The sequence below is a fragment of the Catellatospora vulcania genome, assembly GCF_009720385.1.
Lineage (GTDB): Bacteria > Actinomycetota > Actinomycetes > Mycobacteriales > Micromonosporaceae > Catellatospora > Catellatospora vulcania.
In genome coordinates this window covers 137,581-158,219 of record NZ_WARX01000025.1, presented here as the reverse complement: position 1 = coordinate 158,219, position 20,639 = coordinate 137,581, and the positions used below count along the sequence as shown (strand labels likewise).

The window sequence follows — 20,639 nt, the reverse complement described above, 5'->3', positions numbered from 1 at the left end:
TGAGGGCGTCAGGTCCCGGCGCGCCGGTCCGCTGGCCCCCGGCCGCCGGGCCCCGGCCGCTGGGCCGGGTCACTGGGCCGGGTCGCGACTGTGAAGGAGTTGCGGGCTCGCGCGGGGGCTGAGGCCGCGACTTTTTAAGAGTTGCGGCAAGGAGGGGAGGTGGCGGGGGAGGGTGGTCAGCGGAGGTGGGAGGCGCCGTTGAGGTCCAGGACGGCGCCGGAGGCCCATTCGGCGGCGGGATCGGCGAGCCAGAGGACGGCGGCGGCGATCTCGTCGGGGCGGGCGACCCGGCCGAACGGGCTCTGGGCGGCGTGTTCGGCGCCGCGTGGGACCTTGTAGGAGGCGTTGGTCTCGTCCTCCAGGACGTAGCCGGGAGCGACGGTGGCGACGGCGATGCGGTACGGGGCCAGCGCGACGGCCAGCGACTGTCCCATGGCGTGCAGGCCGGCCTTGGCTGCGCCGTACGCGGGCTGACCGGGTTCGCCGCGGTAGGCCCCGCGGGAGCCCACGTTGACGATCCGGGCCGGCGGCGAGCCGGGCGGCCGGCGCAGCATGTGCCGGACGGCGCACCAGGTGACGTTCGCCGGGCCGGTCAGGTTCACCGCGAGCGTGCGCGCCCACAGCTCCTGCCACTCGGCGTAGGAGACCCCGGTGATCGGGTGCGGGTAGGCCTGTCCGGCGTTGTTGACCAGCACGTCGAGCCCGCCCAGCGCCTCGGCGGCGGCGTCGACCATCGCGGCGACGGCGTCGGGGTCGGCCAGGTCCGCCTGTACCACCGCATGCCCTTCGCCCGGCAGCGAGGCCCGCAGCGAGGCGGCGAGGTCGGCGGAGTCGCGGTGGTGGATCGCGACCCGGTCACCGCGGGCGGCGAACGCGGCCGCCACGGCCCGGCCGACGCCGCGCGACGCTCCGGTCACCAATACCGCTCGTGGCTCAGGCATACGGTTGAGCCTACGATCTGTCTCGTGACCATTGCCGACTGCCTGTTCTGCCGCATCGTGGCGGGGGAGATCCCCGCGACGGTGGTCGCCGAGACCGAGCGCACCCTCGCGTTCCGGGACATCGCGCCGAAGGCCCCCACTCACGTGCTGGTGATCCCCAAGGAGCACTACGCCGACGTCGCGACGCTGGCCGCGGGCGATACGGCGCTGGCCGGCGAGGTGCTGGCCACCGTCGCCGACGTGGCCACCGCCGAGGGTGTGGTCGGCGAGGGCTTCCGGGTGATCTTCAATACCGGCGCGTCGGTGGGGCAGACCGTGTTCCACGCGCACGCGCACGTGCTCGGCGGCGTCGACATGGACGGCGACCTCACCGGGTAGTCTCGCCGCCGTGGCAGACCTGAACCGCACTCTCGAACGCCTGGTCCGCGCCGTACAGGCCGAGTCCCGGGTGCCCGCCCTCAGCGTGGCGCTGCGCCGCGACGACCGTCCGTTGTGGACCTTCCAGGTGGGCGGGTCCGGCAACCCCGGCGCGCCCCTGGACGCGGACACGCCGTTCCGGATCGGGTCGATCACGAAGACCTTCACCGCGGTGCTGGTGCTGCAGTGCCGCGACGCGGGCCTGCTGGACCTGGATGATCCGCTGGACGCGCACCTGACGGTGCCCGCGCACGGCGGGCTGACCATCCGGCGGCTGCTGTCGCACACCGCGGGCCTGCAGCGGGAGCCGGTCGGCGACGTCTGGGACACGCTGACCCCGCCGGACCTGCCGGGCCTGCTCGACGACCTCGCCCGCACCGAGGCGATCCACCCGCCGTCGCGCCGCTTCCACTACTCGAACCTGGGCTTCGCGCTGCTGGGCCACCTGGCCACGCGGCGGCTCGGCGGCGACTGGTGGGACCTGGTCGACGAGCGGATCTGCCGCCCGCTGGGCCTGTCCGCCACCACCTACGGCGCGCCCGCCCACGCCGCGACCGGCTACCTGGTCGACGAGTACTCCGACCACGCCCGGCCGGAGCCGCCGACCGACTTCGGCGCGGTCGGCCCGGCCGCGCAGCTGTGGAGCACGGCTGCCGACCAGGCCCGCTGGGCGGCCTTCCTGACTGACCCGGCCTCGGTGGACCCCGACGGCGCGGTGCTGGCCCCGGCCACCCTCGCCGAGGCGCGCTGGCCGCTGACACCGCGCAACGAGACGATCTGGGGTTCGGGCGTCGGCCTGGGCCTGATGCTGTGGCCCCGCGAGGGCCGCGTGCTGCACGTGGGCCACAACGGCGCGATGCCCGGCTTCCTGGCCGCGGCGTGCGGCCGCCACGGCGGCCCCGGCAACCCCGGGGGTATGGCCGCAGCCGTGCTCGCCTCCTCGGGCACCGCCTCGGCGATCATCGACCTGCCGCACCAGCTCATCGAGGAGTCGCTGGCCGCCGACCCGGTCGACGTCGCGCCGTGGGCCCCGGGCGAGCCCGCCCCCGAACACCTGCGCAGCGTGCTGGGCCGCTGGTGGGGCGAGGGCTACGAGTACGTGTTCCGCTGGGCCGACGGGGTGCTGACCGGCCGGGGCGCGGACGACCCGGTCGACGCGCCGCCGGCGGTCTTCGCGGCCCTGCCCGGCGAGCCGGATGTGCTGCGTACCGTCTCGGGCCGGGAGGTGGGCGAGCGGCTGCGGCTGACCCGTGACGCCTCGGGCGAGGTGGTCCGGATGCACTGGGCGACCTACCGGTTCACCCGCCGCCAGGAGACCTTCGACGGGGTCTGGGTGAGCAATCCCTGAGCCGGCGTACCCACCACGCCGTCATAACCACTGGCGGCGATGGTGGGATTCGCGACTACGATGGGTGCAGCGGGCGGCGACCTGAGCCGGTCCGGTGAGAGCAGAGAGCGGGTGCGGTAGGCCGTCGGCCGACTTATGAGCGTTGGTTCCTCTTCGAACGCGGTGCAGACAAAACTCACCGTGCCTGACCCGAGTGTCATGGTCCAGTTGCTGGGCACCGGCGACCGCGTGCTCAAGCTCATCGAGAAGGCCCTGTCCAGCGACATCCTGGTCCGGGGCAACGAGATCACCATCACCGGCCCGGCGGCCGAGAACGCGCTTGCCGAGCGCGTCTTCGGTGAGCTGCTGGAGCTTATCGAGAAGGGCGAGACGCTGACCGAGGACGCCGTCCGACGCACCGTCGGCATGCTGACCGATGAGGGCACCACCGAACGCCCCGCCGAGGTGCTGACCCTCAACATCCTCTCCCGTCGCGGGCGCACCATCCGTCCCAAGACCCTCGGCCAGAAGAAGTACGTGGACGCGATCGACGCGAACACGATCGTCTTCGGCATCGGGCCCGCCGGCACCGGCAAGACCTACCTGGCGATGGCCAAGGCGGTCCAGGCGCTGCAGGCCAAGGAGGTCACCCGGATCGTGCTGACCCGGCCGGCCGTCGAGGCGGGCGAGCGGCTGGGCTTCCTGCCCGGCACGCTCAACGAGAAGATCGACCCGTACCTGCGCCCGCTCTACGACGCGCTGCACGACATGATGGACCCCGAGTCGATCCCGCGGCTGATGACGCAGGGCACGATCGAGGTGGCTCCGCTGGCGTACATGCGCGGCCGGACCCTCAACGACGCCTTCATCATCCTGGACGAGGCCCAGAACACCACGCCCGAGCAGATGAAGATGTTCCTGACCCGGCTCGGCTTCAACAGCAAGGTCGTCGTCACCGGTGACGTGACGCAGGTCGACCTGCCCGGTGACCAGCGCAGCGGCCTGCGGGTCGTGCAGGAGATCCTGGACGGGCTGGAAGACATTCACTTCTCCCGGCTCACCAGCGCCGACGTGGTGCGGCACCGGCTGGTCGGCGAGATCGTTGACGCATACGAAAAGTGGGACGAGAACCAGCAGCGTGAGACGCTGCCGGCGAACGTTCACCCTGTGCCGCGGCGCGGCACGGGGCGACGCCGCTGACGACTAGGGATAAAGAGTGTCTATCGAGATCGCCAACGAGTCCGGGTTCGACGTCGACGCCGACAACATCGTCGCCGTCGCCCGGCACGCCCTGGTCCAGATGGGGGTCAACCCGCTCGCCGAGCTGTCGGTGCTGCTGGTCGACTCCGACTACATGGCGGAGCTGAACCACCGCTGGATGGACAAGGACGGCCCCACCGACGTGCTGGCCTTCCCGATGGACGAGGACACGATCGACCACGGCCCGTCGGAGTCCTCCGGCGGGCAGCCGTCGCTGCTCGGCGACATCGTGCTGTGCCCGGAGGTGGCGGCGTCGCAGGCGGCGCGGTACGGCTCCGCGGATCCGCGCATGCGCACCGGTGATAGCGTGCCGGAGGCGCCCGCCCCCGGGCTGCACGGTGACTACGGCACCACGGACGAGCTGAGCATGCTCACCATCCACGGCGTGCTGCATCTGCTCGGCTATGACCACGCCGAGCCGGAGGAGGAGCGGGAGATGTTCGCCCTGCAGGGCAAACTCCTGGACAGCTGGCAGGCTCGGGCAGCGGGCGGGGCGAGCGGATCGTGAAACCTGCCCATACCGTCCCGGCTCCGCTGACGGCACGTCCCGGCGGGGCAGTGCGGTGACCGAGCTGGGCAGTCTGCCCGACGCGCCGCTGCTGTGGTCGGCGGCCGGTCTGGTGGTGCTGGCGGGGCTGTTCGCGATGACCGAATCAGCCCTCGCCGTGATCTCTCCCGCCCGCGCGGCGGAACTGAACCGTGAAGGGCTACGCGGCGCGGCAGCGCTGCAGGCGGTGGCGGCCGACGCGGTGCGCCACATCAACCTGCTGCTGCTGTTGCGGCTGCTCTGCGAGCTGACCGCCACCACGCTGGTGGCGCTGGTCGCCGTGGACACGTTCGGGCCCGGCTGGACGGCCGCGCTGGTCACCGCCGGCGCGATGAGCGTGATCAGCTTCGTGGTGGTGGGCGTGGCCCCGCGCACGATAGGGCGCCAGCACGCGTACGAGGTGGGCCGGTACACCGCCCCCGTGCTGCGCTGGCTGGGCCGGGTGCTCGGCCCGCTGGCCAGCCTGCTGATCATCATCGGCAACGCGGTCACCCCGGGCAAGGGCTTCCGCGAGGGGCCGTTCGCCAGCACCCAGGTGGAGCTGCGCGAGTTGGTCGACCTCGCCGAGCAGCGCGGCGTCGTGGAGCACGGCGAGCGCGAGATGATCCACTCCGTGTTCGCGCTGGGCGACACCATCGCCCGCGAGGTCATGGTGCCGCGTACCGAGATGGTGTGGGTCGAGTCGAGCAAGACCGCCGAGCAGGCGCTCGCGCTGGCCCTGCGCTCGGGCTTCTCCCGGGTGCCGGTCATCGGCGAGTCCGTCGACGACGTGCTCGGCGTGGTGTACCTCAAGGACATGGCCCGCCAGGTGCAGGAGGGCGGCGCGGAGACGCCGGTCGAGCACCTGATGCGGGTGGCGGCGTTCGTGCCGGAGTTCAAGCCCGTCGACGACCTGCTGTCGGAGATGCAGGCCGCCCGCACCCACCTCGCCATCGTCATCGACGAGTACGGCGGCACCGCCGGCCTGATCACCATCGAGGACATCCTCGAGGAGATCGTCGGCGAGATCACCGACGAGTACGACGTCGAGCGGCCCCCGGTCGAGCGGCTGGCGGACGGCGCGGTGCGGGTGACCGGGCGGCTGCCGATCGAGGACCTCGGCGAGCTGTTCGACGTCGAGCTGCCCGCCGACGAGGTCGAGACCGTCGCCGGGCTGCTCGCCCAGGCGCTGGGCCGGGTGCCGATCCCCGGCGCGCGGGTGTCCGTGGGCGGGCTGACCCTGGTCGCCGAGGGCACCACCGGCCGCCGCAACCACATCGACACGGTGCTGGTCAAGCGCGAGGAACCCGCCGACGAGACCACCCCTTCCGAAAGGCACATGGCAGATGTCTGACGTCTCCGCCGACACCGTCTCCGCCGAGGACCGCAAGCTGCTCACCATGGCCCGCTCGGCCCGCGCCCGGATCGGCGCCATCGAGGGGGCCGCGGTGCGCGACGGCGACGGGCGCACGTACACCGGGGTCAGCATCAGCCTGCCGTCGTTCTCGGTGTCGGCGCTGCGGCTCGCGGTGGCCTCGGCGGTCGCGGCGGGCGCGAGCACGCTGGAGGCGGCGCTGGTGGTGACCGAGGCGTCGATGGTCGACGGGCAGGACCTGGCCGCCGTACGCGACGTGACCACCGGCATCCCGGTGTACCTGGCGACCCCCGACGGCAGCATCGCCGCGGCCGGCACGGCGTGAACGCGCCGCGCCGCCGACACCCGGTGGTCCGGGGGGCGCTGACTGCCGTCCTGGTCGCGGTGGTGGCCGGGAGTTTCTTCGCGCTCAAGCACGCGGTGTACGAGCCCATGTTCGGCCGGGGCCCGGTGACGGACCTGCTCAGCCCGCTGTTCCCGATGGTGGCCCTGGGCCTGCTGGCGCCGTTCGCCTCCTACCGGTGGCGGGACGGGCTGTGGTGGCTGTTCCCATTGGCCGGGCTGTACCTGACCGCGAAGGTCGCCTGGCGGGTCAGCGGGCTGCCGCACCGCGACTGGCCGCCGCGCCCGGACGAGATCGCCCGCGGCGTGCAGGCCGTGCCCGGCGTGGCCTGAGTCCGGCACCTGTTCGGCTGATCTGCGCTCGGCCATGATCGTCTAGCGTTGCCGCTCGTGACAGGTCTGCGGGGGCGGCTGAGGCGAGCCGGTGGATACATGCTGGCGCTGTGGGCGGCGCTGACGATCGGGTCGATGGGCGTGCAGGTCGGCGCGTGGGCGGGCTGGCTCGGCGCGCCCGCGCTGCCGCCGGACCACGTCGCGGTCGAGCTGGCCGGTCAGGCTGCGCCCGGGATCGGCGTCGGCGGCATCAAGCGCGCCGACGAGGTCTTCGGCTACGAGTACGACCTCGACGACGACCCGGGGTTTCCGGTCGAGCTGGTCGGCACGGACGAGCGCTACCAGCCCGGCGCGGTGGCGGTGTCGTTCCCGCTGCCGGCCGAGGACGGCACGGCTCTCGCCGCGGCACGGCGGAACCTGGCCGCCGCCGGCTGGCAGGTCGCGGAGCGGGAGGCGACGGTCGTCGCCCACCGCGACGGGTGGCATCTGTCGGTCGAGGAGGACTACGACAGCTGGTACAACGACATCGCCGGGCCGTCGCTGGTGGTGCGGGTCATCCGGGCCGAGCCCGCGCGGGTCTGGTGGTGTTCGCTCGGCGGTTTCCTGCTCGGGCTGCTGCCGGGCTGGTGGCTGGCGGGCGCGCTGCGCCGGACCGTCCCGTACGCGGCGGCGCTGCTCTGCGGCAGCTTGCTCCTGCTGCTGCCGCAGCCGCTGATCTCGGTTCCGGTGCTGTTCGCGCCGTGGTGGCGGGACGCCGCAGTGCCGCCCGAGGCCGCCTGGGGCGTCAACAACGAGCTGGTCGCGAGCTGCTGCGCGGGCGTGGCCGGGGTGCTGTTCGCCGCCCTGCTGCTCGCCGCCGCGGCACGCCACCACCGCCTGGTGCGCAAGGCTGTGCCGCAGCGGGTACGGATGGCCGCGGCCCTGGCCGCGTCGGAACTCCGCGACCGGCCGCCCGCCCGGCGATAGGAACGCCACCCCAGGACGCCAGCGATAGGAAGGGCACCTTCTACAACGCATAGCGATGTGAAGGTGCCCTTCCTTCGCCTTAGACCGGGCCGAGGTGGGTGAGGTGGCGGTCGACGACGGTTTTGACGGTCTCCGCCGGATCCGTGTCCCAGATCGCCTGGTTGAAGATCTCGACCTCGACATGGCCGGTGTAGCCGGCGCGGAGCACCGCGTCGGTGATCGGGGCGAAGTCGATGTGGCCGTCGCCGACGTGGCCGCGGCCCAGGAGCATGTCCGCGGGCAGCGGGACGACCCAGTCGCAGACCTGGTACGCCGAGATGCGGCCCGCGGCCCGGGTGATCTGGGTGAACAGCTGCGGGTCCCACCACACGTGGTAGGTGTCGACCACGACGCCGACCTCGTGCGGGGCGAACGGCTCGGCCAGGTGCAGGGCCTGGCCGAGGGTGGAGACGACCGCGCGGTCGGCGCAGAACATCGGGTGCAGCGGTTCGATCGCCAGGCGTACGCCGTGGCCGCTCGCATACGGCACGAGCTGCTCCAGGGCGCGGGCCACGTTGGCGCGGGCCGCGGGCAGGTCCTTGGAGCCCTCGGCCAGCCCGCCGACGACCAGCACGAGTTCGGACGTGCCGAGCTCGGCAGCCTCCTCGATGGCGCGGCGGTTGTCCTCCAGCGCCTGCGCCGAGCCGGTGGTGACGAAGCCGCCCCGGCACAGGCTGGTGACGGTCAGCTCGTGCTGGTCGAGCAGCCGCTTGGCGGCCTTGGCCCCGCCCGCCGCCTCGACCACGTCGCGCCACGGTCCGATGCCGGTGATGCCGTTGTCGGCACACAGCCGGGCGGCCTGCGCGAGCGTCGCCTTCTTGATGGTGGCGGTGTTCAGCGACAGCCTCATGCAGCGCCGTCCAGGTATCGCGCCAACCGGTCCGCGGCCAGGTCGGGATCGTCGAGCACACCCGCCTCCCCGGCGAGGCGGTGCAGCTCCAGCAGGTGGTCGCGGGAGCGCGAGTGCTCCTGCCCGCCCACCATGACGAAGCGCTCCTGGTGGCCGTTGAGCCAGGCCAGGAAGACGATGCCGGTCTTGTAGTGGTAGGTCGGGGCGCCGAAGATGTGCTTGGCCAGCGGGACTGTCGGGTCGAGGATCGCGCGGAACCCGGCGGTGTCGCCCGCGTCCAGCAGCTCCAGCGCCTTCGCGGCGGGGACCGCGATCGCGTCGAAGATGCCGAGCAGCGCGTCCGAGTAGCCGACCTCGTCGCCCGCGATCAGCTGCGGGTAGTTGAAGTCGTCGCCGGTGTAGAGGCGTACGCCGGCGGGCAGCCGCCGCCGGATCGCGACCTCGCGGGCCTCGTCCAGCAGCGACACCTTGATGCCGTCGATCTTGCCGGCGTTGGCGTGGATCAGCTCCAGCGCGCTCTCGGTCGCCGCGTCCAGGTCGGCCGCGCCCCAGTAGCCGGCGAGCGCCGGGTCGAACATGTCGCCCAGCCAGTGCAGGATCACCGGCTGCTCGGCCTGCGCCAGCAGCTTGCCGTAGACGGCGTGGTAGTCGGCCGGCCCCGCGGCGGCCGCGGCCAGCGCGCGGGAGGCCATCAGGATGACCTTCGCGCCGGCCTCCTGCACCACGTCGAGCTGCTCGGCGTACGCCGCCTCGATGGCCGCCAGGCTGTGCGCGCCGGGGGCGAGCTGGTCGGTGCCCGCGCCGCAGGCCAGCCGCCCGCCGACGGACTTCGCCTCGGCGCCGCTGCGCCGGATCAGCTCGGTGGTGGCGGCCCAGTCCAGGCCCATGCCGCGCTGGGCGGTGTCCATCGCGTCGGCGATGCCCAGGCCCAGCGACCACAGGTGGTGGCGGAACCTCATGGTGGCGTCCCAGTCGACGACCGCGGGGCGGCCCGCCCCGTTGTCGGCCGCCGGGTCGGCGACGACGTGCGCCGCCGCGTAGAAGACCCGGCTGCGCGCGGCCGTTCCGCCGGCGTGCGCCTCGTCGGCGGGCGCGCTCACAGGTCGCCCACCAGGATCTTGCGGCCCTCGCGGGCGGACTGCAGGCCCAGCTCGGCCAGCTGCACGCCGCGGGCGCCCGCGTAGAGGTCGTGGCCGTACGGCGCGTCGGCGACCACGTACGCCAGGAACTCCTCCCACTGCCGCTTGAAGCCGTTGTCGTAGGTGTCGTTCTCCGGCAGCTCGCTCCACTGGTCGCGGAAGTCGTGGCTGACCGGCAGGTCCGGGTTCCACACCGGCTTCGGGGTGGTGGCGCGGTGCTGGATGCGGCAGTTGCGCAGGCCGGCCACGGCGCTGCCCTCGGTGCCGTCGACGTGGAAGGTGACCAGCTCGGTGCGGTCGACGCGGGTGGTCCAGGAGCTGTTGACCGAGGCGACGATGCCGCCCTCCAGTTCCAGCACGGCGTAGGCGGCGTCGTCGGCGGTGGCCGGGTAGGCCTTGCCCTGCTCGTCCCAGCGCTGCGGGATGTGCGTGGACATCTGCGCGTAGACCGAGCGCACCGGGGCGATCACGTGGTCGAGCACGTAACGCCAGTGCGGGAACATGTCCAGGATGATGCCGCCGCCGTCCTCGGACCGGTAGTTCCAGCTCGGACGCTGCGCGGCCTGCCAGTCTCCCTCGAACACCCAGTAGCCGAACTCGACGCGCACCGACAGGATGCGGCCGAAGAAGCCAGACTCGACCAGGCGGCGCAGCTTCAGCAGGCCCGGCAGGTAGAGCTTGTCAGCGACCACGCCGTGCTTGATGCCCGCGGCCTGCGCCTCGTCGGCCAGCGCGACGGCGTCGGCCAGCGACTCGGCGGTCGGCTTCTCCGTGTAGATGTGCTTGCCGGCGGCGATGGCCTGGCGCAGCGCGGCGACGCGGGCAGTGGTCACCTGCGCGTCGAAGTAGATCTCGTTGCTCTCGTCGGCCAGGGCCGCGGCCAGGTCGGTGGTGTAGCGGGTGAGCCCGTGCAGTTCGGCGAGCTGCTCCAGCTTCGCGGCGTTGCGGCCGACGAGCACCGGCTCCGGCCACACCACGGTGCCGTCGGCGAGGGTGAGGCCGCCCTGCTCGCGGATGGCGAGAATGGACCGCACCAGGTGCTGGCGGTAACCCATCCGGCCGGTGACACCGTTCATGACGATGCCGACAGTTCTGCGGTCCATGCTCGTACCTCTCGGTCTGGCAGGTCGTGACGCGGGCACGACCTGTCGGGATCGGGGAGGCCGCCGCTCGCGAGGAGCCGCGGCGAAGGGTGGGGGTGGAAAGCGCTTTCCGCCTGCGAGGCGGTACCCTACGCCCATGCCTCGAACCTCGTCAACCAGAGCGCCCGGCGGCGCCGTCACGCTGCAGCAGGTCGCCACGGCGGCCGGTGTCTCGCTGGCCACCGCGTCCCGGGTGCTGCACGGCAGCGGCGGGCGCAGGGTGGCCGAGGCACTGGCCGAGCGCGTCACCGCCGCCGCCGCCGAACTGCGCTACGTAGCCCACGCCCCGGCGCAGTCGCTGGCCCGCTCGCGCAGCACGGTCGTCGGGGTGCTGGTGCACGACATCGCCGACCCGTACTTCGCCGCGATCGCGGCCGGCGCGATGGGCGTGGCCCGCGAGCACGACCTGATGGTGCTGGTGGCGAACACGTTCCGTGACCCGGATCTCGAACGCGACTACCTGGCCCGGCTGCGCGCGCAGCGGGCCCGCGCGGTGCTGCTGGCGGGCTCGGCGTTCGTCGGGGAGCCGTTCGCCGAGGAGGTGGCGGCGTTCGCCGAGTCGGGCGGGCGGGTCGCCGCGATCGGCGCGCACGGCACCGGCATCGACACCGTCGTGCCCGACCAGTACGGCGGCGGCCGCCTCGTCGCCGAGCACCTGGTGGGCCTGGGGCACCGCGAGATCGGGGTGATCACCGGCCCGGCGGGGCTGGCCACGGTCGCCCAGCGGCTGGCCGGCTTCACCTCGGTGGTGTCCGGGCCCCGACTGCTCCACGCCGACTTCACCCGCGAAGGCGGCCGTACCGCGGCGCACGAGCTGCTGGGCCGCCATCCCGAGCTGACCGCGATCTTCGCGCTGAACGACCTGATGGCCGCCGGGGCGCTGGCCGCCCTGCGCGAGCTGGGCCGCCGCGTGCCGGAGCAGATCTCGGTGGCGGGTTTCGACGACCTGCCCGTCGCCACCGACCTCACCCCGGCGCTGACCACCGTGCGCCTGCAGCTGGCCGACATCGGGGCGCGGGCCATGCGGCTGCTGCTCGACGGCGAGCCGGGCGGCCGTCTCGTGCCCGCCCCGGCTGAGCTGGTGGTACGCGAGAGCACCGGGCGGGCGAGCACACTGCACTGATTTCCCATTTTTCCCAAAAAACCTGATTAGTCCGGTTTGAGCCGATTGACTGCGGGTAGTCCCTGGGCTGCGTCGAGCTCAGTGGAGGTATGCATGCGACGTCTCAACTTCCGACTCATCCGGCCGGGAAACCGACCACTCGCCGCCTGCGGGATGGCAGTGCTGACCTTCGGGATGGCACTGGTGTTCGCGGGGACCGACCTCGGCGGTCAGCCCGCGAAGGCGTGGGCGAACGCGCCCGTCGACATCCTGCCGGCGAGCGTCGGCTTCACCGCCGCGGCGTTCGAGAACCACGTCTGTGATCCGGCCTTCGGCGGCGGACCGCTGTCCGGTCAGGACGTCTGGATCTTCAAGCTGCCCGGCGACCACGCCAAGACGGGTGACTTCGTCAGCGTCACCGCCACGTTCACCACCCCCGAGGGCACCGAGGCCACCGCTGTCGTCCCGGCCGAGGGCGGCGGCGTGGTGCTGCGGGCGAACACCAGCAAGGCGTGGGTGGCGCTGCCCGAGGGCTGGACCCTCACCGGGGCCAAGGCCGAGATCACCGGCACCGCGCCGCTGTTCGTGCTGGCCCGCACCTGCCCGGCCGAGGGTACGGTGCTGCCGCCCGTCGTCCCGGAACCGTCCGCATCGGCCAGCGCCGACCCGGATCCGTCGGCGAGCGCCGACCCGCACCCGTCGCACTCCGCCGGTCCGCGTCCCTCGCACTCCGCCAGCCCGGACCCGTCCGCCACCGCGAGCCCGGACCCCTCGGACACGGCGAGCCCGGACCCGTCGGCTCCCGTGGTGCTGCCCGCACCGTCGGGATCGCCCGAGCCCACGGTCGTGCCCTCGGCCGCGCCGCAGCCTTCGGCACCGCCGTCCGCGAAAGTGAAGCCGGCGCACGCCGCCACGGCGGTGGAGCCGTCCGCGGCGCCCTCGGCCGACCCGTCGGCGGAACCCGTCGAGCCGCCGGTCGTGGATCCGTCGGCCGCGCCGTCCCCGTCCGCGGAACCGATCGTGGACCCGTTCGCTCCGCCCGTGCCGCCGGTCGAGCCGAGCGCGGACCCGTCCGCGCCGCCGTCTGACCCGATCGTGGACCCGTCGGCACCGCCTGTGGAGCCGATCGTGGACCCGTCGGCACCGCCTGTGGAGCCGATCGTGGACCCGTCGGCACCGCCTGTGGAGCCGATCGTGGACCCGTCGGCACCGCCTGTGGAGCCGATCGTGGATCCGTCCGCGCCGCCGGTCGAGCCGATCGTGGATCCGTCGGCAGCGCCTGACCCGTCCGCGCCCCCGGTGGCTCCGGGGCAGCACCGGCCGCGTCCGGCCGAGCCCGGCCCGGCTGTGGCGACCGCGCTCATCGGACTCTGGAACGACATCGTGACCATGTTCCGCTGATCTGAGGCACCGAACCCGAGGTCCCGTCCCCGCCGACCCACGCGGCGGAGACGGGGCCTCGTCACGTACGGGCGCGACCTGGGGCCCGACGCCGTCCGAGCTGAATCCGGCCCCCAGGCCGCCGGTCAGCGCCCGTCGCGGGAGGCTTCACGGGGATCTTGTGCAGTTGATCGCTCCGGCGACATCAACTGCACAAGATCCGTTGTTGCGGGCCGGGGCGGCGGTCACGCAGGCCCGGTCGTCGGCGGATACGGGAACAGGCCGATGCGGGCGTGGTACTCGCGGGCCAGTTCGTCGGTGTCGGAGCCGACCAGCAGGCCCTGCGGGCAGGTCACGAAGGCGCGTACGCCCTGGCCGCGGGTGCGGGTGGGGTTCCAGTCCAGGGCCCGTCCGGTCACCGGGTCGAGCGCGGCGATGCCGGGCCGGTCCACCGCGCCGGGGCCTTTGGACTTCTGGCCGTACGTGTTGTCCTGCCAGAGCTGGTGGCCGCCGACGTAGACGGCCGGACCGGTGGCGGCCACGGCGTAGAGGGAGTGGCCGCCGGTGTGGTTGATCCAGGTGGGGCGGTGCTCGCCGGGTCCGGCGGTCTCGAACCGGGCCGCGGTGGTGCAGGGCAGGTCCGGTCCGGAGTCGTGGCCGGTGGTGACCACGACGAAGTAGGAGCCGTCGGGGGAGTGGTCGATGCCGCGGACGTAGCTGTCGAAGCGGGCGTCGCAGCGGTCGACGCCGTAGAAGGACGTGGACCAGTCGTCGACCACGGCCTGCGGGCCGGTCACGTCGAGGCTGACCAGCTGCTGGCGGTCCAGGCCCTGCACCCGGGCGAAGTTTCCGATCACGACGAGCCGGGTGCCGTCGGGTGACAGGCTCATCGCCTCGGCGCGCGGGTAGTTCTCGACCGAGTCCGAGAACCCGGCGTCGAAACCCTCGTCGAGGCGGCCGGACAGCGCGTCGACCCGGGCCAGCCCGGCGCGGGGCACGCCGCTGACGGAGCGGTAGTAACCGCCGACGTAGAGGGTGCTCCCGGACACTGCGAGGGTGCGCACGTCGCCGTCGACCGGTGCCCAGAAGCTGCGGTGCAGCCTGCCGCTGGTCAGGTCGAGGCGGGCCAGCGAGCGGCGGTTCCGGCCGTTGACCTTGGTGAAGTTCCCGCCCACCAGCAGGCTGCCGTCGGGTCCCTCGGCCAGGGCGTACACCGGCCCGTCCAGCTCCGGCGCGAAGTCGGTGATCTGGCCGTCGGACAGGCGGAACGCCATCAGGTGGCGGCGGCTCATCGCGGCCTGGCGGCGCGCGTCGGTGGTGGCGCTGAAGTCCCCGCCGACCACGACGGTGTCGCCGATCAGGGCCATCGCCCAGACCTGCCCGTCGGTGACGTGCGGGGTCCAGTCCACCGGGTTGGTGGACACGACCCGGGGCATCGGGGGCCCGGCACCCGCGTCGGCTCCGGACGCCGCGGGCGCGGGACCGGCGAGCAGGACGGACGAGATGACAAGCGACACGCCGAGCAGAGAACGCATGTCTCTATGATCGGTGTGATATGGCGCTTATGTGAAGAAATGCGACAAATTCTGAAAACCCGTTCGGGTTCACACCTCGCGTAGCAGGTCAGCGCCGAGGATCTTGCCCGCCAGGGCGGGTTCGGTGGTCATCAGCGGCACCCGCAGCACCGCCGCGAGCAGGCAGGCATGGGACAGGCCGAGGGTGCCGAGGTGATGGGCCAGCCCGCCGACCGCCTGCGCGTCCCCGGCCCGCAGCGGCACCACGTCGACCTGCGGCAGCGTGCGCAGCACGTCCAGCATCGGCTCGTCGGCCCGGTCGGCCATCCAGTACGCCTCGCTCAGGCACAGCGCGGGCACCAGCGCGGTGAACCCACCCGCCTCCAGGCCTGCCAGCGCGGCGCTGACGGTCAGGCTGTCCGCTGCCACGTAACGCCGGATGGCGCCCGTGTCGAGGATGCGGCCTGCGGGCCTCACCGGGCCTTCCGCTGCAACTGCGCCAGCACGGCCTCGTAGTTGGCCTCCTGTTCGGCCATCCACTCCGGATCGTTGCGCCGCTGCTCTTCCTGCGCCAGCTCGGCGCGGAACTCGTCGAGCAGTTCCTGCGGGATGTCGGGCAGGCCGAGCCGCCGCCGGGTCTCCAGGTAGGTCTCGCGCGCCATACGCCCAGGTTAGCCCGGTCTTCGCGGGCCGGGCAACGACCGTCGAGTCAGGACCAGGCCAGCCCGGTGAGCCGCTCGTACGCCTCGATGTAGCGCGCCCGGGTGGCCGCGATGATGTCCTCGGGCACCTCGGGCGCGGGAGGCGTCTTGTCCCAGCCGGTGCCGACCGCCCAGTCGCGCACGAACTGCTTGTCGAAGCTGGGCTGCACCCGGCCGGGGGCGTACCCGTCGGCGGGCCAGAAGCGCGAGGAGTCCGGGGTGAGCACCTCGTCGCCGAGCACCAGAGTGCCGTCGGCGGCCCAGCCCAGCTCGATCTTCGTGTCGGCCAGGATGATCCCGCGCTCGGCGGCGATGTCCCGGCCCCGGGCGTACACGGCGAGGGTGATGTCGCGCAGTTGCGCGGCGGTGTCCGCGCCGACCTTGTCGACCACCTCGGCGTACGTCATCGGCAGGTCCTTCTCGCCGACCGGGGCCTTGGTGGACGGAGTGAACACCGGCTCGTCCAGCCGCGACGCCTCGGTCAGCCCTTCGGGCAGCACGACCCCGGACACGGACCCGCTCTTCTGGTACTCGGTGAGCCCGCCGCCGGTCAGGTAGCCGCGCGCCACGCACTCCACCGGGACCATGCTCAGCGAGCGGCAGCGCACTGCCCGCCCGGCGAACTCGGCCGGCACGTCGTCGCCGGAGATGACGTGGTTCGGCACGATGTCGGAGAGCTGCTCGAACCACCACAGCGAGAGCCGGGTCAGCACCCGGCCCTTGTCCGGCACCGGCGTCGGCAGGATCACGTCGTAGACCGAGAGCCGGTCCGACGCCACCAGAATGATGTCCTCGCCGTCGCGGTAGACGTCCCTGACCTTGCCCGAATGCAGCAGCTCCACGGAGCTCACCGTACCGGAGCCGCAGTGCGCGGCCGCGACCGCGGGGCGGGTCCGTGTCAACCGTCCCGACGGCCGTTGCGATTATCGCGACTGCTCATTACGGTGATGGCCATGGATGAAGGCGTGATCGACCGCGTCCGTTCGGTGATCACACGCGTGTCGTCCAGCCAGGCCGCCTTCAGTGAACTGGTCGGCATCAGCGCCGACAAACTGTCCAAGTCGCTCAACGCCGTGCGCCGCTTCACCTCGCTGGAGCTGGCCCTGATCGCCGACGCCGGTGACGTCAGCGTGGACTGGCTGCTCACCGGCCGCACCCGGGAGCCCGCCCTGCCTGCCGTCGAGCCGAGCTCGGGTGACGAGATCCGCGCCCTGGTCGACCGCTACGCCGCGGCGTACGAGCGGCTGCGCCTGCTGGGCCGCCGCCCCCCGCTGCCACGCCTGCCCGAGCCCCCGGCGGGGCCGCCCGGGGCGACGGGCCGCGCGCTGGCGGAGTGGGCGGTCACCGCGCTGGGCGTGCCCAGCGTGCGCGCGCTGCCCACCGCGGAGCTGGCGACCGCCGTCGAGCAGGCGTTCGCGGTGGACGTGGCGTTGCTCGCACTGCCCGGTGGCGCGGACGCCCTGGCCTGGCAGTCCGCGCACGGCCGGCTGGTGCTCGGCAACGTCACCAGCCGGTTCACCCGGCAGCGCTTCGCGCTCGCGCACGCGCTGGGCCACGTGCTGGCCGGTGACGCCGAACAGCCGCTGCTCGACCAGCACCTCGCGCCCGGACGCCAGCGCGCCGCGCTGGAACAGCGAGCCGACGCCTTCGCCGCCGCGTTCCTGATGCCCACGGCCGAGGTGCGGGCGGTGGCCGGGCCGCCGGTCACCGACGCCGTGTTCGCCGAGCTGGTCGGCGCGTTCGGGGTCTCGGCCGGTGCGATGGCCGCCCGGCTGCGCGGGCTCGGGCTGCTCGACGCGGCCCGCCAGGCCGAGCTGAGCCCGTGGACGGCGGCCCGCTGCCACCCCGGCCCCGCCGGGCGGCAGGCGCTGCTGGCCCGGATGGGCGCGGCGCAGGCCCCGCGGCTGCCGGCCCGGCTGGTGGGCGAGCTGTTCGGGGCGTACGCCGACGGCGCCACGACCCTGGTCCCGCTGGCCGACCTGCTGCAGACCCCGGTCGACGACCTGTTCGCCACGCTCGTCGCCGAGCCCTCCGCCGGTCGCCGTGGGTACGCCGATGAGCCCGCCTTCCTGCCCTGACGGTAGGTTGAGCAGGTGGCGGACAACTCATACCGTGCTGGATTCGCCTGCTTCGTCGGGCGGCCGAACGCGGGCAAGTCGACTCTGACGAACGCGATCATCGGGCAGAAGATCGCGATCACGTCGAACAAACCGCAGACCACGCGGCACATCATCCGTGCCGTGCTGCACCGCCCCGACTCGCAGCTGGTGCTGGTGGACACCCCCGGGTTGCACCGTCCGCGCACCCTGCTCGGCGAGCGGCTCAACGACCTGGTCCGCGCGACCTGGAGCGAGGTCGACGTGATCGGCCTGTGCATCCCCGCCAACGAGCCCGTCGGCAAGGGCGACACCTTCATCGCGGGCGAGATCGCCGCGCTGAAGGCGACCGTGGTCGCCGTGGTCACCAAGACCGACCTGGTGGACAAGGAGACCCTGGCCAAGCAGCTGCTCGCAGTCAACGCGCTCGGCGAGTTCGCCGACGTGGTGCCGGTCAGCGCGGTGGCCAACTCCCAGCTCGACACGCTGGTCGACGTGATGGTCGGGCACCTGCCGAAGTCGCCGCAGCTCTACCCGGACGACATGCTCACCGACGAGCCCGAGCACGTGCTGATCGGCGAGATGATCCGCGAGGCCGCACTGGAGGGGGTACGCGACGAGCTGCCGCACTCGATCGCGGTGCTGATCCAGGAGATCATCCCCGAGGACGGCCTGACCAAGGTGTACGCCGACATCTACATCGAGCGGCAGAGCCAGAAGGCCATCATGATCGGCGCGCGCGGCGCCCGGCTCAAGGAGGTCGGCACCAAGGCCCGCCTGGAGATCCAGGAGCTGCTCGGCACCAAGGTCTACCTCGACCTGCACGTGCGGGTCGCCAAGGACTGGCAGCGCGACCCCCGCCAGCTCCGGCGGCTGGGCTTCTAGTCGCCCCGGGCCGGTAGGGTCGCAGCCATGCCGGGTATGCGTCGACCTCTCTACCGCGACGACGCGCTCGTGCTGCGGGTGCAGAAGCTCGGCGAGGCCGACCGGATCGTCACGCTGCTGACCCGCCAGCACGGCCGGGTGCGCGCGGTCGCCAAGGGGGTACGCCGCACCACCTCGCGCTTCGGCGCGCGGCTGGAGCCGTTCGGCCACATCGACGTGCAGTGCAGCGAGGGCAGCTCGCTGGACACCGTCACCCAGGTCGAGGGCCGCGACCTGTTCGGCCGCCGCTTCCTGGGCGACTACCCGCGCTACACGGCGGCCAGCGCGATCGTGGAGCTGGCCGAACGACTGACCCCGGTCGAGCGCGAACCCGCGCTGCGGCTCTACCAGCTCACCCTGGGCGCGCTGCGGGCGCTGTCCGAGGGGCAGCGGCCCGGCCCGCTGGTGCTCGACGCCTACCTGCTGCGGGCCATGGCGCAGGCCGGCTGGGCCCCGGCGCTGCGCGACTGCGCCGTGTGCGGGGAGGAGGGGCCGCACCGGGCGTTCTCCGTACCCGCCGGGGGTGTCACCTGCCTGAACTGCCGCCCGCCCGGCGCCGCCCATCCCGACCCGGCGACCCTCGACCTGATGTTCGCCCTCCTGGAAGGCGACTGGGCCGCGGCGGAGCGGGCCGAGCCGCCGGTGCAGCGCGAGTGTGCAGGTTTCGTGGCGGCGCATTTGCAGTGGCACCTGGAACGGCAGCTACGCTCTCTGCCGTTGGTTGATCGCCGGGAACCGGGCTGAGCCCGCTCCCGCACCCGAACAGGGGAAACGCAACGTGATCCGAACCCGGCGCGAGCCGAAGCCGCCGTCGCTCCACCCGTCCGGCGCGACCCCGCCCAAGCTGCCCGGCGACGCGCTGCCCAAACACGTCGCCATCGTCATGGACGGCAACGGGCGCTGGGCCAAGGACCGCGGCCTGCCCCGCACCGAGGGCCACAAGCGCGGCGAGTTCTCCCTGTTCGACACCATCGAGGGGGCGCTGGAGATCGGCGTGCCCTACCTGTCGGTGTACGCCTTCTCGACGGAGAACTGGAAGCGCTCGCCCGACGAGGTCCGCTTCCTGATGGGCTTCAACCGCGACGTCATCCGCCGCCGCCGCGACATGCTCAACGACCTGGGCGTACGCATCGTGTGGTCGGGCCGGCGCGGACGGCTGTGGAAGAGCGTCATCGACGAGCTGGAGGCGGCCGAGCAGATGAGCCGCGCCAACTCCAAGCTCACCCTGCAGTTCTGCGTCAACTACGGCGGCCAGGCCGAGATCGCCGACGCGGCGGCCGCGATCGCCCGGGACGTGGCCTCGGGCCGGCTCAAGGCCGACAAGGTCAACGAGAAGACGTTCGCGAAGTACCTCTACCACCCCGAGGTGCCGGACGTGGACCTGTTCCTGCGCCCGTCGGGGGAGCAGCGCACCAGCAACTTCCTGCTCTGGCAGTCCGCGTACGCCGAGCACGTCTACCTGGACACGCTGTGGCCCGACTTCGACCGCCGCCACCTCTGGTACGCCTGCGAGCTGTACGCCCAGCGCGACCGCCGCTTCGGCGGCGCCCTGCCCAACCCGGTCGCCCCACCCGCCCCGACGGCCTGACCGGCGCGGCGCGCTGCGGGCTCTTGACCGTTCGACTTGCCTGGCGCCTGTGCGTATCAAGAACCCGGATACCCACAGGCGCCGGGCAAGTCCGCGGATCCTGGTCAGCCGTCGCCGTAGTTGAGGGTCCACTCCTCGGCGAGCACGCCGCCGCGGGACGCGATCGAGGTGCGCAGCCGCCGTTCCTCCGCGTCGGACAGCAGGTGGGCGGCCTGGTCGGCGGTGAGTTCGGTGGCCTTCGCGGTCCACTGCCGGCCGCGGTCCATGTCGCGGTACGCGACCCGCACGGCCACGAGTCCGCGGCGGGTCTCCAGCAGCAGGTCGGTGTCGGCGTCCGCGCTGAGCAGACCTACCTCGCCGCCGAGCACCCGGCAGGAGGTGACCGTGCCGTAGGGGAACAGGAAAGCGCCGCGATGCTCCTGCTCGGTGATCCAGGGCAGCAGCGGTCCGGTCCGGCAGCCCAGCTCGGCCACGCGCCTGTTCTCCCAGTCGTGGTGCGCGGTCACGGCCAGACCTGCGAGAACCAGCCCGAACGCCACCGCGACCAGCTTGCCCGCGCGCTTCGTCGTCGACTGCGCCATGCCGGATCTCCCGTCGCGGAGGCCAATGAATCGGTGAACGATATATAACGGCAACCGGACGGCGAGGGCAAGTCTTCGCAGTCGAGCTCCACCCGG

General features: G+C 72.8%; 23 protein-coding genes. 14 read left to right on the top strand and 9 right to left on the bottom strand.

Annotated features, from left to right (window positions below):
- Positions 1–176: 176 nt before the first annotated feature.
- Positions 177–941 (bottom strand): SDR family NAD(P)-dependent oxidoreductase, encoded by a 765-nt coding sequence (locus F6W97_RS35250; RefSeq protein WP_155374896.1) that lies wholly within the window; start codon positions 939–941, stop codon positions 177–179.
- Between the two features lie 24 nt (positions 942–965).
- Here F6W97_RS35250 and F6W97_RS35245 point away from each other — a divergent pair, with 24 nt between their 5' ends.
- From F6W97_RS35245 to F6W97_RS35210, 8 genes are all read left to right on the top strand, one after another.
- Positions 966–1,319 (top strand): histidine triad nucleotide-binding protein, encoded by a 354-nt coding sequence (locus F6W97_RS35245; protein WP_155374895.1) that lies wholly within the window; start codon positions 966–968, stop codon positions 1,317–1,319.
- 10 nt (positions 1,320–1,329) lie between these two features.
- Positions 1,330–2,706, top strand: a complete 1,377-nt coding sequence (locus F6W97_RS35240; protein ID WP_155374894.1) for a serine hydrolase domain-containing protein — start codon at positions 1,330–1,332, stop codon at positions 2,704–2,706.
- A 135-nt stretch (positions 2,707–2,841) separates the two neighbouring features.
- A complete protein-coding gene (locus F6W97_RS35235; RefSeq protein ID WP_155374893.1) occupies positions 2,842–3,885 on the top strand; it encodes a PhoH family protein in 1,044 nt (347 codons plus the stop codon).
- Positions 3,886–3,901: 16 nt separating this feature from the next.
- Positions 3,902–4,453 (top strand): rRNA maturation RNase YbeY, encoded by a 552-nt coding sequence (gene ybeY, locus F6W97_RS35230; RefSeq protein WP_155374892.1) that lies wholly within the window; start codon positions 3,902–3,904, stop codon positions 4,451–4,453.
- A gap of 55 nt (positions 4,454–4,508) precedes the next feature.
- Positions 4,509–5,825, top strand: coding sequence for a hemolysin family protein (locus tag F6W97_RS35225; protein WP_330165002.1), 1,317 nt, complete (start codon positions 4,509–4,511; stop codon positions 5,823–5,825).
- Positions 5,818–6,171, top strand: coding sequence for a cytidine deaminase (locus F6W97_RS35220; RefSeq protein ID WP_155374890.1), 354 nt, complete (start codon positions 5,818–5,820; stop codon positions 6,169–6,171). Before F6W97_RS35225 ends, F6W97_RS35220 begins: the two co-directional genes overlap by 8 nt.
- Complete coding sequence (locus F6W97_RS35215) at positions 6,168–6,521, top strand: hypothetical protein (protein WP_155374889.1); 354 nt, start codon at positions 6,168–6,170, stop codon at positions 6,519–6,521. Before F6W97_RS35220 ends, F6W97_RS35215 begins: the two co-directional genes overlap by 4 nt.
- 57 nt (positions 6,522–6,578) lie before the next feature.
- Positions 6,579–7,487, top strand: a complete 909-nt coding sequence (locus F6W97_RS35210; RefSeq protein WP_196279463.1) for a hypothetical protein — start codon at positions 6,579–6,581, stop codon at positions 7,485–7,487.
- 79 nt (positions 7,488–7,566) lie between these two features.
- Here the strand turns inward: F6W97_RS35210 and F6W97_RS35205 are convergent, their stop codons facing one another.
- From F6W97_RS35205 to F6W97_RS35195, 3 genes are read right to left on the bottom strand one after another with little or no spacing between them, the layout of a single operon-like run.
- The gene (locus tag F6W97_RS35205; protein WP_155374887.1) at positions 7,567–8,376 is read right to left on the bottom strand and encodes a sugar phosphate isomerase/epimerase family protein; all 810 of its coding nucleotides are present in this window, start codon (positions 8,374–8,376) and stop codon (positions 7,567–7,569) included.
- Positions 8,373–9,476, bottom strand: a complete 1,104-nt coding sequence (locus F6W97_RS35200; protein WP_155374886.1) for a dihydrodipicolinate synthase family protein — start codon at positions 9,474–9,476, stop codon at positions 8,373–8,375. The genes F6W97_RS35205 and F6W97_RS35200 overlap by 4 nt, the downstream gene beginning before the upstream one ends.
- Positions 9,473–10,618 carry a Gfo/Idh/MocA family protein gene (locus F6W97_RS35195; protein ID WP_155374885.1) on the bottom strand — a complete coding sequence of 382 codons (1,146 nt, stop codon included), beginning with the start codon at positions 10,616–10,618 and terminating at the stop codon, positions 9,473–9,475. Before F6W97_RS35195 ends, F6W97_RS35200 begins: the two co-directional genes overlap by 4 nt.
- Before the next feature lie 136 nt (positions 10,619–10,754).
- On the opposite strand from F6W97_RS35195, the gene F6W97_RS35190 reads away from it, so the two are divergent.
- Positions 10,755–11,780, top strand: coding sequence for a LacI family DNA-binding transcriptional regulator (locus tag F6W97_RS35190; protein WP_155374884.1), 1,026 nt, complete (start codon positions 10,755–10,757; stop codon positions 11,778–11,780).
- A 153-nt stretch (positions 11,781–11,933) separates the two neighbouring features.
- Positions 11,934–13,160 carry a hypothetical protein gene (locus tag F6W97_RS35185; protein WP_155374883.1) on the top strand — a complete coding sequence of 409 codons (1,227 nt, stop codon included), beginning with the start codon at positions 11,934–11,936 and terminating at the stop codon, positions 13,158–13,160.
- A gap of 224 nt (positions 13,161–13,384) precedes the next feature.
- Here F6W97_RS35185 and F6W97_RS35180 read toward each other — a convergent pair whose 3' ends face one another.
- From F6W97_RS35180 to F6W97_RS35165, 4 genes are all read right to left on the bottom strand, one after another.
- The gene (locus tag F6W97_RS35180) at positions 13,385–14,674 is read right to left on the bottom strand and encodes a delta-60 repeat domain-containing protein (protein WP_155374882.1); all 1,290 of its coding nucleotides are present in this window, start codon (positions 14,672–14,674) and stop codon (positions 13,385–13,387) included.
- A gap of 69 nt (positions 14,675–14,743) precedes the next feature.
- Positions 14,744–15,130, bottom strand: coding sequence for a hypothetical protein (locus tag F6W97_RS35175; protein WP_155374881.1), 387 nt, complete (start codon positions 15,128–15,130; stop codon positions 14,744–14,746).
- A complete protein-coding gene (locus F6W97_RS35170) occupies positions 15,127–15,315 on the bottom strand; it encodes a hypothetical protein (protein WP_155374880.1) in 189 nt (62 codons plus the stop codon). The genes F6W97_RS35175 and F6W97_RS35170 overlap by 4 nt, the downstream gene beginning before the upstream one ends.
- 47 nt (positions 15,316–15,362) lie before the next feature.
- Positions 15,363–16,196 (bottom strand): phosphoribosylaminoimidazolesuccinocarboxamide synthase, encoded by an 834-nt coding sequence (locus tag F6W97_RS35165; protein ID WP_155374879.1) that lies wholly within the window; start codon positions 16,194–16,196, stop codon positions 15,363–15,365.
- Between the two features lie 111 nt (positions 16,197–16,307).
- Here F6W97_RS35165 and F6W97_RS35160 point away from each other — a divergent pair, with 111 nt between their 5' ends.
- Genes F6W97_RS35160 through F6W97_RS35145 form a run of 4 tightly spaced genes read left to right on the top strand, consistent with a single transcriptional unit; the run spans position 16,308 to position 19,962 of the window.
- Positions 16,308–17,432, top strand: a complete 1,125-nt coding sequence (locus F6W97_RS35160; protein WP_196279462.1) for a helix-turn-helix domain-containing protein — start codon at positions 16,308–16,310, stop codon at positions 17,430–17,432.
- Positions 17,433–17,447: 15 nt separating this feature from the next.
- Positions 17,448–18,335: a GTPase Era gene (era, locus tag F6W97_RS35155; RefSeq protein WP_155374877.1), complete on the top strand. Its 888-nt coding sequence runs from the start codon at positions 17,448–17,450 to the stop codon at positions 18,333–18,335.
- A gap of 27 nt (positions 18,336–18,362) precedes the next feature.
- Positions 18,363–19,118 (top strand): DNA repair protein RecO, encoded by a 756-nt coding sequence (recO, locus tag F6W97_RS35150; RefSeq protein WP_155374876.1) that lies wholly within the window; start codon positions 18,363–18,365, stop codon positions 19,116–19,118.
- A gap of 34 nt (positions 19,119–19,152) precedes the next feature.
- Positions 19,153–19,962 carry an isoprenyl transferase gene (locus F6W97_RS35145; RefSeq protein ID WP_155374875.1) on the top strand — a complete coding sequence of 270 codons (810 nt, stop codon included), beginning with the start codon at positions 19,153–19,155 and terminating at the stop codon, positions 19,960–19,962.
- A gap of 104 nt (positions 19,963–20,066) precedes the next feature.
- On the opposite strand, the gene F6W97_RS35140 is transcribed toward F6W97_RS35145, so the two are convergent.
- The gene (locus tag F6W97_RS35140; RefSeq protein ID WP_155374874.1) at positions 20,067–20,543 is read right to left on the bottom strand and encodes a hypothetical protein; all 477 of its coding nucleotides are present in this window, start codon (positions 20,541–20,543) and stop codon (positions 20,067–20,069) included.
- Between the last annotated feature and the right edge of the window lie 96 nt (positions 20,544–20,639).

What these genes read in the sequence shown, in the direction of transcription:
- F6W97_RS35250 (WP_155374896.1), bottom strand. Translation starts at nt 941, where the DNA reads ATGCCTGAGCCACGAGCGGTATTGGTGACCGGAGCGTCGCGCGGCGTC.
- F6W97_RS35180 (WP_155374882.1), bottom strand. Translation starts at nt 14,674, where the DNA reads ATGCGTTCTCTGCTCGGCGTGTCGCTTGTCATCTCGTCCGTCCTGCTC.
- F6W97_RS35170 (WP_155374880.1), bottom strand. Translation starts at nt 15,315, where the DNA reads ATGGCGCGCGAGACCTACCTGGAGACCCGGCGGCGGCTCGGCCTGCCC.
- F6W97_RS35185 (WP_155374883.1), top strand. Translation starts at nt 11,934, where the DNA reads ATGGCAGTGCTGACCTTCGGGATGGCACTGGTGTTCGCGGGGACCGAC.
- recO (WP_155374876.1), top strand. Translation starts at nt 18,363, where the DNA reads ATGCCGGGTATGCGTCGACCTCTCTACCGCGACGACGCGCTCGTGCTG.
- F6W97_RS35190 (WP_155374884.1), top strand. Translation starts at nt 10,755, where the DNA reads ATGCCTCGAACCTCGTCAACCAGAGCGCCCGGCGGCGCCGTCACGCTG.
- F6W97_RS35220 (WP_155374890.1), top strand. Translation starts at nt 5,818, where the DNA reads ATGTCTGACGTCTCCGCCGACACCGTCTCCGCCGAGGACCGCAAGCTG.
- F6W97_RS35205 (WP_155374887.1), bottom strand. Translation starts at nt 8,376, where the DNA reads ATGAGGCTGTCGCTGAACACCGCCACCATCAAGAAGGCGACGCTCGCG.
- F6W97_RS35195 (WP_155374885.1), bottom strand. Translation starts at nt 10,618, where the DNA reads ATGGACCGCAGAACTGTCGGCATCGTCATGAACGGTGTCACCGGCCGG.
- F6W97_RS35160 (WP_196279462.1), top strand. Translation starts at nt 16,308, where the DNA reads ATGGATGAAGGCGTGATCGACCGCGTCCGTTCGGTGATCACACGCGTG.
- F6W97_RS35235 (WP_155374893.1), top strand. Translation starts at nt 2,842, where the DNA reads ATGAGCGTTGGTTCCTCTTCGAACGCGGTGCAGACAAAACTCACCGTG.
- F6W97_RS35140 (WP_155374874.1), bottom strand. Translation starts at nt 20,543, where the DNA reads ATGGCGCAGTCGACGACGAAGCGCGCGGGCAAGCTGGTCGCGGTGGCG.